We start from the raw sequence: 14,763 nt of genomic DNA, 5'->3' as shown, positions 1-14,763 counted from the left end.
TATCCTTATTCCCCTGCTTCATCGACAATACGTTCTTCGGTAACAGGTGTGACCGTTCCCTGTTCTGCTACATAGTCACGGAAAACTTCCCAGTCGGATTGACCAAGGTCTGTGACACGACCTTCATCATAAGCATCCGCAAAGACGTCATATCCATCTCCACCTTTAGCAGTGAAGGCATTTGTTGCGATCACGTATGTCTCATCATCAGCGAGAGTGACCCATTCGCCGTCTTTATTCACGGTAACACTCTGGACACGCTCACCTGCATCAAGAGAGCTGTCATACGTAAAGTTCAGACCGGATACTTGCAAGAATCCGCCGCTTTCTTCTGGAGCATTGCTGACACTATGCTCCAATGCTTCTTTCACTTCCGCTCCTGTCAATTCCATCGTTGCCAACGTATTACCGAAAGGCATGACTGTCAGAATTTCACCGATCGTAATTGGACCTTCATCAATGGATGTACGGATCCCACCGGAGTTTTGGAAAGCAGCGATCGTATCCGGATTGAATTCTTTCGCTTTATCCAGCATACCATCTGAGATCAAGTTACCAAGAGCTGTTTCACTGTTTCTGACACTGACAGTGCCGCCGTCCCCTGTACGTGGATTCGGGAAGGCTTCCGCAGCAACCCCTCCACTTTCTTCATTTCTGACTTCTTCAACTTGAGAAGAATAACCTTCAAGGATCTCAGCCGCTTCCGGATCTGCTTCTTTGTCAGAGACGTCAATCAACTCACCTGCATAGCCGACAACGACACCATCTTCGTCAAACTCGACGTCAAGTGTTCCTAAATCGCCACCATACTGCCCTGCCTGGACAATAACCGTAGGGTCTTTCGGATCGCCGTTTTCATCTGTCGTCACTTCTGTAGGTTCATCTAACGCTGTATGACTGTGGCCGCCGACGATAACGTCAATCCCGTCAACTTCCGCGAGGAGCTTATCATTGTCATAATCTGGATTATCATCATAGCCGATATGAGTAAGGGCGACGATTTTGTCGACTCCTAACTGTTCCAATGCTTCCACACGATCTTCAGCTGATTCAATATACTCGTCAAAGGTGATTGCTTCAGGACTTGAAATATCTGCTGTTTCTTCTGTCGTCAATCCGAAGAAACCGACTTCTTCTCCATCCACTTTTTTGATGATGCTGTTGTAAGCCATCCCATCAGAAGGAAGTTTACTTACATACTTCTTATATAAGCCGTCCATATTCTCATCATCTTTGAAATTCACATTTGAACTCACGAATGGAAACTCTGCTTTTGTTACGAAATCAGCCAGTGCCTGATGTCCTTCAGGGCTTGAACCGAGATCGAACTCATGGTTTCCGAAGGTCATCATATCGTAATCCATCATGTTCATGAATTCCAAATCTGCTTGTCCTTTGAACTCGTTGAAATACAGTGTACCTGAGAAGACATCACCAGCATCAAGAAGAAGAGCTTCAGGTTTCTCTTCCCTTACTTCTTCTACAGCTGTCACACGTTTGGCGATATCGTCGAGGTGGCCATGGGTATCGTTCGTGTGCATGATGGAAAGCTCGAAGTTTTCTTCTTCCGGCTTAGGAAGCTTGTCCCCGAATTTGTAATCCGTCGTTGCCAGTAACCACGCGAAATCTCCACGCTTGATCTTATGGTCTGGTCCGAATTCCGTTTCAGAAAGACCGGAAATCAGTCCATTCGCGTAAAGCGTTTCAACAGCTGACTCATACCAGGAGCCTTTTTCCAAATCTTCAAAAGGATGTTCGATTTCTTTTCTTTCCATATCATAAGCATCTACGATCAATTCAGCAAACTCCGCACGGGACATCTCTTTCTTAGGAGCGAACATGCCTTTGCCGACACCATCGATGTACCCGGCTTCATGCAAAGCATTAACCGCCCCTGCATACCAGGCACCTTCATGGACATCAGAGAAGGAGGATTCTGTCTCACTTGTATCTAAATCAAGCATGCTCGCCATCATCATCGCAGCCTGGGCCCTTGTGACCGGGTCTGCGGAACTGAACGTTCCATCATCATACCCATTGACTACTCCAGCCTCATGTAAGTCATTGATGACGTCATGGTACATGTGATCATCCGATACGTCCGGGAAGATGTGGTCTGCGGAAACGCTTACAACAGGTGTTACAGCAGCTGCCAATAGTGCGGCACTCGCAGATGATAAATACAGTTTACCCTTATGTTTTTTCAAGTTCTTCATTGTGATGATTCCTCCTTGAATAGTTTAGAAAAAGCTCAACGTCCCTTCATACGGAGAGAAAACCTATGTATGTGGATCGCCCCTCAGATCGCTCAGAAACTATGAACCTGTAACTCTTATATTACAAGAATTTTCATTTAATTCCTACATGTTTCTCATAATTTTACAAGGAGTTTACTTAAAGCGCTCCCAAAAGATAGGTAAAATGATAGATTTCACACATAAAAAAAGTGGGATCCGCATTCACGGATCCCACCTTTAGTTAAAGGGTATTTTTTTAGACGTCAGTACCACCAGTGGATGCGTCCACTTCAAATACCGCACCGTCGTCTTCATTCTTGAACACGTGGATATCGGTATTGTAAGATTCTCCATCCATGTCCTGTACTTCTTTTTCGTACGTGCGCACGAAAGTGACCTCGTTCACATCAAACTGATCATAAATTCTCTGCTCTGCCTGTTCTACAGTCAGATCCAGGTGACGATCAGCGTCAAAGACTTCACCGTCAATTCCATCCAGCTTCCATTTGCCGTCCTCTTTGATCAGAGTAACCGTTTCAAATGAACCCAGGTATGTGAAAGCTTGGAGCTGTGCCGTTTCAACGACGACCTTATTGCTGTTATTCTCAGTTACATCCATAAGAATATCCCATGCGAAGTTATTGTCATAGTACAAAGTATCACAGCTTAAGCATGCTTCATAATAAGTTCCTTCGACTTCTTCGTTGAAGTCACTTGTTACATACTCAGCCATTTCATCTTCAATTCTTTGATAATCACGGTCTTCACTGTCCGCACCGTGTTCCTTCAAATCACCGTATAAAGTATTGAAAACTTTCTCCTGCAAAGCTTCCGTTTTTTGAGCGATTTCATTCTCACTCAATTGATCAGATCGGAAGGAAGGCTCAATCGTTGCAGCCAGTACTTTTGCGAATGACGCACGCGTAATATCTTCAAAAGGAGCGAACGTTCCATCAGGTTTACCATTGATAATATGCTGGGAAGTCAAATCAAGGATGCTTTCAGTTGCCCAAGGAATATCATCAGAGTCAGGGAAACCATCGACCTCTCCATCTCTTTCAATGTCATAGGCCCGATCAACCATAACCACTGCTTCTGCACGGCTGATTGGATCTTCAGGTCTCATGTTTTCACCGTCACCTTTGAGGATGCCTTGTTCATAGGCGACAGATACTTCATCATAATAATACGCACCTTCAGATACATCGTCGAAGGGTACGTCCCCTTCATGGGTCTGGTTTGGATACATGTCACGGACTATCATGATAGCCACCTGTGCGCGTGTCACATTTTTCATCGGACCGAACGTACCATCCGGCAATCCGTTAACAATTCCTTCTTCATTCAAATAAGTTATTTCATCCTTTGCCCAGCTTGCTTTATCCAGGTCCGGGAAAGAGTCTGCAGCGCTTACACTTGTAATGGAAAGTGAGAAAATAAACGACAGTGATAATGCCAAAGTCAAAAGTTTCTTCATACGTACACATTCCTCCTTACAATTTTTTACCAATTCCATTGTACTACAAATTAAGGAAAAGATGCCATACTATTCATATATTCGTAGAGTATTAGAGTGAACTGAATAAATAGACTTAGTTATATATTCACAAAAAACAGTTCAGGATATAAGGTGGACTTACATTTTTTGCACCATTAACTGATCTGCTATCTGTCTCATTATTTTTCTATATCGTCCGCTTGCTGATGAAACTGTTCAAACGTCCTTTCTTCAAATGTGCTGTCAACGATCCCCGTCTCTTCAACCTCATTCCTGACAGCATCAATGATCCGATGAAGATCTGATAAGGTATTTACATCAGAAAGATCCTTGAGGAGTAACTTTTCCGCCACTTTACCAGCTAACAGGTCACTCTCGAATGTAATATCCAATTCTGAAAGCCGCCCCATAAAACCTTCCGCTTTGTCGTGTTCCTTCATTAAAAAGAGATGCTCTTTCAATAACAGGATTTTCTCATTCAACTGGCTTTCGATTTCATGTTCAGGCGCTGACTTGATCTCTTCCTCGACAAGCCGCTCCACTACCCATTTGCGACCAAATGAGCCGATATTGATGAAACTCTCGATCTTTTGATTGATCAAAAAATCCTGGAGCGTCTCCGGCTTCTGATCTACCTTTTGATTTTGATTCGCTTTTACTTTTTTCTTCAGCTTACGCAGTTTGAATTGGCCTTCTGCATACTTATCTGAATCCGCGGCTAGACGTTCCACCATTGAACGGAATTCATTCAATTCTTCAGTGGTGATGTTTTCTTGATTGTAGAGCGTTTTATAGCTTTCAACCATAGATGAATACAGACTCTGTGGATTGGAGTATGGGGTAGATGTAACAGTTATGTTTTTTAAATTTCGATCGATGGGTTGAGTATGGACTGAAGCTATGGTTCCAGTCTTCGTTGTATTGGCAGTCATCCGATCAGCTCCTCCATTGTATGTAAGTAAAGAAGCCAACCAATTAAGGTTGGCTTCTTAAATATAAAGTCTAGATTAGAAGTTTGCAACGATTGAAGAAATGGAAGTGTATCCATCTTCAGGTTGGTTGTTCCATACGTTTTCAGCTGCATCAAGTTGCTCAGCAGCAGAAAGTGCTTCGTACTCTTCAATGTTAAGAGCTTCTAAGGCTTCATCTGTAGTAGTAATAGAAGTTGCTCCGTTAACATCAGCAAGTAGGTCTAGGTAACCATCTCCGTCAACGTTAGAAATTTCATCTGAAAGGTCAGTAGAAATTACTGTTGAGTCAGAGTAAGCTGGGTCTTGATCTTCTACAGTAGTCATGAACCACTCAGCAACTTCTAGACGCTGTGTGCTAGTAAGGTTGTTGAAATTATCATTTTCAAGGTTTACAAGTGCTGTTGCAAGATCTTCAGCTGTTTCAGCATCGTTTATAGAACTTACAAGCTCAAGCTCTGCAGTTTCAGTTTTAAGAGCAGTTGTCGCTGATTCAATGTCAGCTTCTACTTGTGGATCAGCATCAAGTGCGTCAGATACAGCTTGATAAAGACCATCCTCTTCATCGCCACCTGCAGCTAGATAAGCTTCCTGAGCAGATTCAGCTGCTGTTACAGCTTCATTAAGAGATGCCATGTTATCAGTAGCAGTTTCAAGCGCTCCAGTTGCAGTAGTAAGTTCACCAGTTGCTGTGGTTAGAGATGTTTCGCTATCGAAGTCTACATTTTCAGCATCTTCAAGTTCAGCTTCTACATCAGTATAAACTGTATCTTCTTCGTCACCACCAGCTGCAACATAAGCATCAAGTGCAGCTTCAGCAGCTGTTACTGCTTTAGTTAGATTTTCAGTAGCTTTAGCAAGGTCTTCGAATGATTGTTGGTAAACCGCAACCGCGTCAAGTAGTGCTTGTTCTTCAGGGGTTGCTGTTGAATTACCATCTTCATCTTCTTCACCAGTCATAGGTACTAATGCTTCTAGAGCATCAATGTCTTCTTGTGTAGTGTCAGCGTCAACTTCAAATGCATCAATTGTTTCGGAAGCATTCACAAAGTTAATCTCATACTGCACTTCTTCAACAGTTGTGAAATCTGTGAAATTATATTCACCGATGTTCTCTTCAACAACATTGTCAAAGTTCTCTACAAGAGCATTGTATAGATCAACCTGATTACCAGCATCTACTACTGGTTCAACAACGTTCTGGTAGTTAGAAGCAAGCTCTACAGCTTCATCCAAATCATTTTGTAGAGTTTCAGCTAATGGAGCATCATCGTCTTCGTCTACTTTATAATCAGAAGGCAGCTCATCGATAGCAGCTTGAGCTTCGTTTACTAACACATCGAAGGCATCTTGATCGAAGTTATCAGCAGTAAAGTCAACTGCTTCTACACTATCGACAGCATCATTAGCAGCGTCTACATCAGATTTAAGCTCTGCATCAAGGTTAGTTTTGTTTACAGCATCGATTACACCTTGGATATCAGCAGCTGTTTCGAATTCACCATTAGCTGTTACATAGTCATCAAGGGCTGTTACATAATCAGTGATGTAATCTTCGTTAACATTTTCAAATGGTTTCACATCAAGAGCGCGGAAAGTTTCTAGCTCACCTTCTGCTGTATTCACTGTTTCAATGATGCTATCCAATTGCTCTTGTACATTTACAAGACGAGCGTTCAATAGAACTTTATCGTCAGAGTCAGAAAGCTCAGCAACAAGCTCTTGAGCGTCAGCAAGATCTTCTTCTAGAAGAGTTTCTTCAGCAGTTTCAACTGCTTCCGTAGCTTCTGCTACTGCTGCAGCTTCTGCTTCAAGTGCTGCAATCGTTTCTTCTGCTGTTACTAGAGTTTCAAGACCTTCGATTTCAGCATCTTCGTCAAGTTCATAAACAGCTTCTACAAGTGCGCGAGCAGCTTCTACTGTTTCAGCGTCTTCTAGAGTCAATTCTTCTGGAAGTTCAGCAATTGCTGTTTCTGCCGCTTCAACAGCTGGAGTTACTGCATCGTAATTAACAGTTACAGTGTACTCTTCTCCATCAACTTCGAAAGTTACTTCGTTTTCACCGTTAACTAGAGCTTCTTCAAGGTTTACTTCTGTAGTTTCACCATTGCTCCAAGTAACTTCAAGAGTATCAGCATCAACGACAGTTGTGTTTTCTACAGTCATATCTGGTGTTGGCTCGCCCATCGCACGGTAAACCATTACCGCGAAGTCTTTACGAGTAACTTTATCTTCAGGCATGAATTCGCCTTCGCCATTACCTTTGATGATTTCGTTCTCGTAAGCAATTGCGATATCATCTTCAGCCCAGCTGCCTTCTTCAACATCAGAGAATGGGTGATCTTCTCCGCCACTCAAGTCATAAGTACGAACGATGATCGCTGCTGCTTCCTGACGAGTAAGTTCACGATCTGGTACGAACATACCATCGCCGTTACCTTCGAAGATTGCAGGAGAAGTAGCGCGGACTGCATTGTAGAACCAGTCATCTTCATCTACATCAGAGAAATCTTCAGTTCCTCCAGGAGTAAGACCCTGTGCTTTCATTAGTACTTCAGCTGCTGAAGCACGGATGATGTTTCCGTCTGGATTGAATGTGCCGTCCCCAGGTCCCTGTAGGACTGCATTGTCAGCAAGATACTGAACAGCATCAGAATAATATTTCCCATCTTCAACGTCACTGAAGACGTGATCTGCGGATACTGCAACTGGTGCTACTGCAGAAGCTACCACCGCTGTAGTAAGGGCTGTTGCGTAGAATTTACGATTTGATTTAGGTTGGTAAGACATAAAATTTGTTTCCTCCTAAAAGATATTTTCAACTAATCCTATTCAACCTCTTTTTTAGAAGGATGAGGAAGATTAGTAGATTTCGCTAAGTCATTAAACCCAGACCACCATATTTATGTAGGTTTCTCAGGTGTCATATAAGCATATATGTTCAACAAATTGGTTTATTTTGTTTTTGGTGGGTTAAAATTCCTCACTTGTTAATGATACAAGATTTCAATTTTATTTCAATAGTTTCGCTCATATTTTTCAAAAAACACTGAAATATCGACATGGTATTTCTCTCAACCACTAGTTATATCGGTGTTTTTATTAACTTTTTAACAAAAACCTAAAAATTTTCATTAAATTTATTTTCGAAACCAGCACGTAACAGTTCAGAATATTAAGCAATTATTAAGAGTCTATCAGCACAGGTCTCTAGTCCCCACTATTCAAATCTTTTCTTTCAAACCTTCATTCTTTGACAAAAAGTGATAAAATATAGATTGGGAATTTTTGTCCTATTTCCACACATAATGACAGTATATAATATATTCAACAGACTTCCGCCCCACTCCCATACACCCCGTCTATTAAAAAACGAGGTAAACCGAAAAGTATGAGGAAAGGGACAAGTTAAGCTAACTTCAAGTCTCGATGCTTTGCTCGCTGGAGTCTCTCAACCTTGCAATCTAATAATTAATTAGGTTTTCCTCTATGTTAAAGAGTTCTTCACCTTGTTCAGATATTTTATAGGTTCCGTTTTCCTTCAACGCAAAGGACGGTGGGAAACAAGCGAGGCACTGCTCTTTCTTTTTTACAACAACGGAAGTCTTGTATAGGAAAGAAAACCTGGCGTTGGCCGGGGTGGAATGTGCGAAACTCCTAACTTGAAAGCGAAAACACTCTTTTAAGATGAACCACTGTTGATTCCACGATGAGCGTTCGGTGGTGACGCCTGCGGGAAAAGCACGAGCCGAAGATCCACTTGGTCAAATGATCTTCTTGACCAAGTTAGCTGAGGCCGTGCCCGCGGCAAGCATCCACCGATAAGCGATTCGTGAGAAGCAACAACCAACGTTAACAGCTCCTCTAGATTGAAAAGCGTTATCCAGGGGCTTCGCGAAAAGCTCGAGGAGGCTCAGCGTACGCCCACGGAAAGCGAGTCGTTTCCCTGAGCCCTTTCCGTTTTTTAAATCAACGGAACCAGTGTTTCGAACAAAGCCTACATAAAAGGTGGACACAACATGGTATTCAGTAACTTAGTCTTTCTGTTCTGTTTCTTGCCTATCATTCTAATGGCATACTTCATCTCGCCTAAACCTATTAAAAATATCATCCTATTGATCGCCAGTCTGTTCTTTTATGCCTGGGGAGAGCCAGTCTATATTTTTCTCATGCTCTTCTCCATCCATATGAATTACTTTCTTGGCAGAATGATCGGCAAGGATACAGCACGGAAGAAGGCTTACTTAGCTTTAGCGATCATCGGAAATGTGGCGATTCTCGGTTACTTCAAATATGCCGATTTCTTCATTACAAATGTGAATCGCTTATTCAACACGTCATTGGAATTGACAGAGCTTCCGCTTCCGATCGGGATTTCCTTTTTCACTTTCCAGGCGATGAGCTATGTCATTGATGTTTATCGCAAGCAGGTAGAACCGCAAAAGAACCTGATTTCTTTAGCTCTTTACATATCCTTTTTCCCGCAATTGGTCGCCGGACCGATTGTCAGATATAACACCATCAATGAACAGCTGATGAAGCGGAAGGTCACGTTGGATAAATTCTCTGATGGTGTCAGACGTTTCATCATCGGCTTAGCAAAAAAAGTCCTGCTTGCGAATGCATTCGGTGAGGTCGCTGATGGAGTCTTCACGAGTTCGACAGATGATTTGAGTTTAGCTACGGCGTGGATCGGTATTCTCGCTTACACCCTGCAGATCTATTTCGATTTCTCCGGGTATAGTGATATGGCGATCGGTCTTGGTAAAATGTTCGGCTTCGACTTTCTCGAGAACTTCAACTTTCCTTATATCTCATTGAATGTCACGGAATTCTGGAAACGCTGGCACATTTCATTAGGAGCCTGGTTCCGGGATTATGTATATATTCCTTTGGGTGGGAACCGGAAAGGCGGGGCTAAAACGATCCGCAATTTGTTGATCGTCTGGACGATCACCGGCTTCTGGCACGGAGCCAGCTGGACCTTCATGGCATGGGGGTTTTATTATGGGGTACTGATCACTCTGGAACGGCTCGGGGGAGCGAACCTTCTCTCGAAATTGTGGCGTCCCTTCCAGCATCTTTACCTTCTATTGATTGTCATGATCGGATGGGTTTTCTTCCGTGCCGATGATTTCACCTATTCCCTCTCCTATCTCGAGCGGATGTTCGGGATGGGGATCAACGGGCTGATGGACAGCCAAAGCTACATCTATTTGAACGATTACTGGTATATCTTCGCCTTAGGGATTCTATTCAGCATGCCGGTTCTGCCCTATTTGAAAAAGAAGACCAGTTCCATCCAGAAGAAAAAGCCTTTCCAAGTCACTTTTCCATGGATGTCGACCGCTTTTTATATGCTATTGATGATCGCTTCTATGATCCAATTGGTGAATTCGACTTATAACCCATTCATTTACTTCAGATTCTAGGGGGGAACGAGATGAAAAAATTGAGGAATGCCCTTACTTCCATCGGATTTGTAATCGCGCTTTTCACAATCGGTCTTTATATGATTTTCAGTCCAGTCAGAGAAACATCTTATATCGAAAACCGCTCGCTCGCTACAGCTCCCCCTATAGAAGGAAATCAAATTGTGAACGGGGAATTCATGAAACGGTTCGAGCAATTTTTCACCGACCAGTTCCCGGGCAGGGATGTTTGGCTGAAGGCATATTTGAACATCCAGTCAACTCTCGATAAGACCTTTTTATTGGGATACTATGTATCTGAGGATGCGTGGATTACGACAGAACCGGATCATTCCTTCCCTGAAGATCAATTGGCAGAAGGAGCCGAGCACGTCAATGCCCTCAACGAGGAATTACAAAATAAAGGAATGGATTTCTACTATATCAATACGCCTCATAAAGTGACGAACATGCAGTTCCTGCTACCTGATTACATTGAACGGGGCGCATACGACCAAGTCCGGCACTACTTTTTGAACTCTTTGGATCGTTCAGTGGAAAAAATGGACATGATCGAACAGTTCAATGAAGACTATAGTGATTCAGAGATGAAGCAGCTATTTTTCAAAACGGATCACCATTGGAACAGCTATGGCGCCTTTGAAGGGTACCGAAAAATCATTGAATGGCTGGCTGAGCAGAACCAGGAATTTTCACCGGTTACAGAAAAGCTTACACATGATGCCTATGAACGTTCCTGCCTTTCTGAGAAGGAATTCGTCGGCAGCTTCAACCGCCAGCTGTATTTATCTGTCGATACCGAAGAAAGAAAATGTGCGTTTTTCCCTAAAGACGATGCCTATGATGATTTTGTAGTAGAAAATGAAGGAGAGCGTGTCGATAACCAGAACATCTACGGCCGCGCCTTCCACGATACCGAGGAAAAAGTTTATTATAGTACCCTCCATACGACAGATTTCAGGGAATTGAAAATCACCAACCCTGCTCGACCTGAAGGTGAAAAAGTGCTGATCATCAAGGATTCTTATGTCAATGCGTTATCATTCCTGATGGCCCAGCAATTTCAGGAAACAACGTATTATGACCCTCGTCATAACAAAGACCGCTCCTTAATGGAGTATATTGAGAACCACGATTTCGACATCGTCATGGTGATGTATAATGACCCATCAAGTGCTGGAGCGATTTACGAATTCAATCAGCCTCCGGAGTCCCAGGACTAAAACATCATGGTGCACTTAGCCATGGTGGCTCATTTGGAGCAAAAAAACTCATATATAAAAACGTCCTCCCCGTAATTACCGGAGAGGACGTTTTTCATGTGTTTATTCAAGTGCCCGATCTAAAACGGCAGCAAGTTCAGAACGCGTGATGTTTTCATCAGAACCGAATGTGCCGTCAGGGAAACCATTGACGATTCCTGCAGAAGCTACAGCTGTTACCGCTTCATAGCAGTAGCAGTCTTCAGAAACATCCGGGAACGAGACTGTTGTGTCTGGAGAAAGTTCAAATACCCGGTCGATGATGACGGCGACTTCGCCTCGGGAAATCTTCTGTTTCGGTGCAAATGTACCATCAGGAAGACCTTTGATGAACCCTTCCTCGACCGCCGATGCGATATAACCAGAGCCAAAGGTGGAAGCATCCACATCAGGAAAATGGGAGGCCCGTTTTGTTCCGTCAAGACCGATCGCACGACCGATCATCGTCACGACTTCTTCGCGGGAAATTTCACCGAGTGGTGCATACCTTCCGTCTGCCACTCCTTTGACGATTTCCTCTTTATATAAACTGCGGATGTATGGATAATGCCAATCACCAGGACGGACATCTGCAAACGGACGATCTAGCGATTGAACCAGCCCATATCCGTAGTCGAAATCTTTTCCAGCTTCACCAAGATCGATGACCCTGTCAACAAGGAGGTCTTTCACTTCTTCCTCTGTGGCATGAGGATAAGCCTCTAGTGTCAAAGCCAAAACCCCGCTCACATAAGGAGCTGCCATCGATGTACCATTCATACTCCTATAGCCATCCGGGTGTTTATCTGTCGTGATGTAGGAACTGTAAATGCTTGTCCCGGGAGCTACAAAGTCCAAAGATTCGCCGCCATAGGAAAATAACGCGCGTGCATCCTTCTGATCGACAGCGCCGACACTGATGACACTCTCGTAGCGTGCTGGATACATGACATCATTCAAATATTCCCCGCTGCAGAGAATTCCGTTTCCTGAAGCTGCGACAACCGTGATTCCAGCATTTTCTGCGCGCTCAAGTGTCTGCTTCATTCCAGTGGATGGCTTACAGGAAGTCAAGCTCAAGTTGATGATATCAACCTTCTGCTCGATCGCCCACTCGACACCTGCGACGATTTCACTTTCCCAGCCATCCCCTTCTTCATCAAGGGCTTTGACGGCATAAATTTCTGACTGTGGTGCAACACCTACGATTCCTACATCGTTATCCTGGGCACCGATCACTCCTGCCACATGGGTGCCATGGCCATTGTCATCCTGCCAGCTGTCTGTTTCATCCAAAACACTGACACCTTTTTTAATATTCAAGTCGGGGTGACTGCTATCTACTCCTGTATCGACAATAGCGACTTTGACCCCTTCACCTGCGAGGCCCCATTCCCTGGATTGTCCGATTTTCGTAGTTTCATAGCCCCATGTCTGCTTTTGAGCACTCGTTTTCACTTTCTGATCTTCTTCGAGCCATTTCACCTCTGGATGTGAACGTAACTCTTTGACTTTATCCTTTTCGAGGGATGCAGAAACAACATTCATTTTTTCATATGTATGATGGACCTCGGCGGAAATCTCTTCTAGCAGTCTTTCATCGATAGAGTCTTCAAATCCGATCATCATTCGCTCAGATGACGGTAAACTTTCAGCTGAGGCCGTAGTCCCTAATGATGAGACCAGCAGGATGATGAAAAAACCAAGCCAAATCTTGTGTGCGTGTTTCATGAACATTTCCCCTCTCGGATCCTAAAATAAATAGAAGCGAACAATATGTTCGCTTCTATTCCTTATTCTTTCCAATTATAATAGTCAACGATTCCAAGAGCAACAGCTCTGGATGCTGCTTCACGATACTTCTGAGTTTTAAGTTTAGAAGAATCTTCCTCATTGGTCAAGAATCCGATTTCAGTCAGAACAGCTGGTAGTGGATTCGCTTTGACGACACGGTAGCCGACGTTCTTCACACCACGGTTCGACATATCCATTTCCTTGTACAGACGATTGTTGATGAATGAAGCCAGCTTCACACTCGCATATTCGCGGTCGGATAAGCCCGCAGCATAATAGAAAGTCTCCACTCCAGTTGCACTGCTAATGAAGGCATTGGCGTGGATGCTGACGAATGCATCGGCATCGTTTCTCGTAGCGATCGCCACCCGGCCGTCCAGTGATGGATACCAGTCAGACTGACGTGTCATGACGACATCAATTCCTGCATTTTCTACAATTTCTCTTGTTTTCAGACCAACATCAAGAACGACATTTTTCTCAATCAATCCATTCGCACTTGCGCCAGGATCACTGCCGCCATGTCCTGGATCCAAAGCTATTTTCCAATTCTTCGTCGGTTTGTCAATTAAATAGTAGGAATTGACATATCCTTTCGTGTTTCCAGAGGAGATGTAAACCCAATCTCCTTCTCTTTTGTAAACAGAAACTACCTCACCCGGATCCAATTTACCGACTTTTTCGTGGTTGACACCAGGGCCTTGGCGGACATTCAGGAAATCCGCGTCGACGACTTTTTCATCAATCACCTCTAAAGGCTCTTCCTCTTCTTGGGAAACCTTGAAGTCCGGGTTCATCCCTCTAGCTACGAACAAAGCGAATTCTGTACGTGTGATTGTTTTTTCCGGCTTGAAATACCCGCCCGGCACACCTTCAGAGATTCCAGCTGTTGTAAGCAGGTTGACCGAGTGATAAACATTGTTCTTATTGCTGACATCTTTATAGGAAACATCACTCGTCTCTTTCAAGTTGAAAGCATTAGAAATCAAATAAGCCATTTCACCACGTGTCATAATTTCTTTCGGTTTGTAGGTACCATCCGGATAACCCTTGATGACTCCCTCTTCAACGGCAGACTGTATGTACCCAGAAGCAAATGAACCTTCGTTTACATCAGGAAAGGAAGTACTTCTTTGCTCCCCGTCAAGATCCAAAGCACGTCCGACCATTGTAGCCGCTTGTTCTCTTGTCACTTCATCAGAACCATGGAAAGCACCATCAGGCATACCCTTGATGATCGATTTCCCTGTCAGATAAGTGATTTCATTTTCATAAGCAGATGGAATACCCTCTATTGACGATGCTGAAACTTTATCATATTGACCTAAAACCAAACTCAGTAAAAGAAGACCTACAAGCAAACCAGACATTTTCTTTACCATTTATAGTCGTACTCCTTTATGTATTTTATCCCCGTAAGCAGAAACAGCAGAAAAATGAATTTCCTAGAGTTCTCCTCGTACCACCTTTCCGAATTACAATAATTGTCATTGTAACCATCATCTAGTTGCTTATTATATCGGAAAATACGACAGGTTTTTTATCCAACGAATTTCCTATTTTAATATTTTTGTCATAAAATCTTAAAATTTA

Annotated in this window: 8 protein-coding genes; 2 read left to right on the top strand and 6 right to left on the bottom strand. The window is 43.4% G+C overall.

Features of this window, described 5'->3' with window-relative positions; all coding sequences use genetic code 11:
• Nucleotides 1-5: 5 nt before the first annotated feature.
• From ACTWPX_RS09560 to ACTWPX_RS09545, 4 genes are all read right to left on the bottom strand, one after another.
• Nucleotides 6-2,216, bottom strand: coding sequence for a 5'-nucleotidase C-terminal domain-containing protein (locus tag ACTWPX_RS09560; RefSeq protein ID WP_443119552.1), 2,211 nt, complete (start codon nucleotides 2,214-2,216; stop codon nucleotides 6-8).
• Nucleotides 2,217-2,493: 277 nt separating this feature from the next.
• A complete protein-coding gene (locus tag ACTWPX_RS09555) occupies nucleotides 2,494-3,714 on the bottom strand; it encodes an S-layer homology domain-containing protein (RefSeq protein WP_443119551.1) in 1,221 nt (406 codons plus the stop codon).
• A 200-nt stretch (nucleotides 3,715-3,914) separates the two neighbouring features.
• On the bottom strand, nucleotides 3,915-4,667 hold the full coding sequence (locus ACTWPX_RS09550) for a hypothetical protein (protein ID WP_443119550.1): 753 nt from the start codon (nucleotides 4,665-4,667) through the stop codon (nucleotides 3,915-3,917).
• A 75-nt stretch (nucleotides 4,668-4,742) separates the two neighbouring features.
• Complete coding sequence (locus ACTWPX_RS09545; protein WP_443119549.1) at nucleotides 4,743-7,493, bottom strand: S-layer homology domain-containing protein; 2,751 nt, start codon at nucleotides 7,491-7,493, stop codon at nucleotides 4,743-4,745.
• Between the two features lie 1,229 nt (nucleotides 7,494-8,722).
• Here ACTWPX_RS09545 and ACTWPX_RS09540 point away from each other — a divergent pair.
• On the top strand, nucleotides 8,723-10,135 hold the full coding sequence (locus ACTWPX_RS09540) for an MBOAT family O-acyltransferase (protein ID WP_443119548.1): 1,413 nt from the start codon (nucleotides 8,723-8,725) through the stop codon (nucleotides 10,133-10,135).
• A gap of 11 nt (nucleotides 10,136-10,146) precedes the next feature.
• Nucleotides 10,147-11,358, top strand: coding sequence for a DHHW family protein (locus ACTWPX_RS09535; protein ID WP_443119547.1), 1,212 nt, complete (start codon nucleotides 10,147-10,149; stop codon nucleotides 11,356-11,358).
• Nucleotides 11,359-11,460: 102 nt separating this feature from the next.
• On the opposite strand, the gene ACTWPX_RS09530 is transcribed toward ACTWPX_RS09535, so the two are convergent.
• Both ACTWPX_RS09530 and ACTWPX_RS09525 read right to left on the bottom strand, forming a co-directional pair.
• Nucleotides 11,461-13,107 carry a S8 family serine peptidase gene (locus ACTWPX_RS09530; RefSeq protein ID WP_443119546.1) on the bottom strand — a complete coding sequence of 549 codons (1,647 nt, stop codon included), beginning with the start codon at nucleotides 13,105-13,107 and terminating at the stop codon, nucleotides 11,461-11,463.
• Between the two features lie 62 nt (nucleotides 13,108-13,169).
• The gene (locus tag ACTWPX_RS09525) at nucleotides 13,170-14,552 is read right to left on the bottom strand and encodes an N-acetylmuramoyl-L-alanine amidase (RefSeq protein WP_443119545.1); all 1,383 of its coding nucleotides are present in this window, start codon (nucleotides 14,550-14,552) and stop codon (nucleotides 13,170-13,172) included.
• Nucleotides 14,553-14,763 lie beyond the last annotated feature (211 nt).

It is taken from the genome of Halobacillus sp. H74 (assembly GCF_052246715.1).
Taxonomy (GTDB): Bacteria; Bacillota; Bacilli; order Bacillales; family Halobacillaceae; genus Halobacillus; species Halobacillus litoralis_A.
Note: the sequence above shows the minus strand (reverse complement) of the source record. Positions and strands in the feature narration are given on the sequence as shown.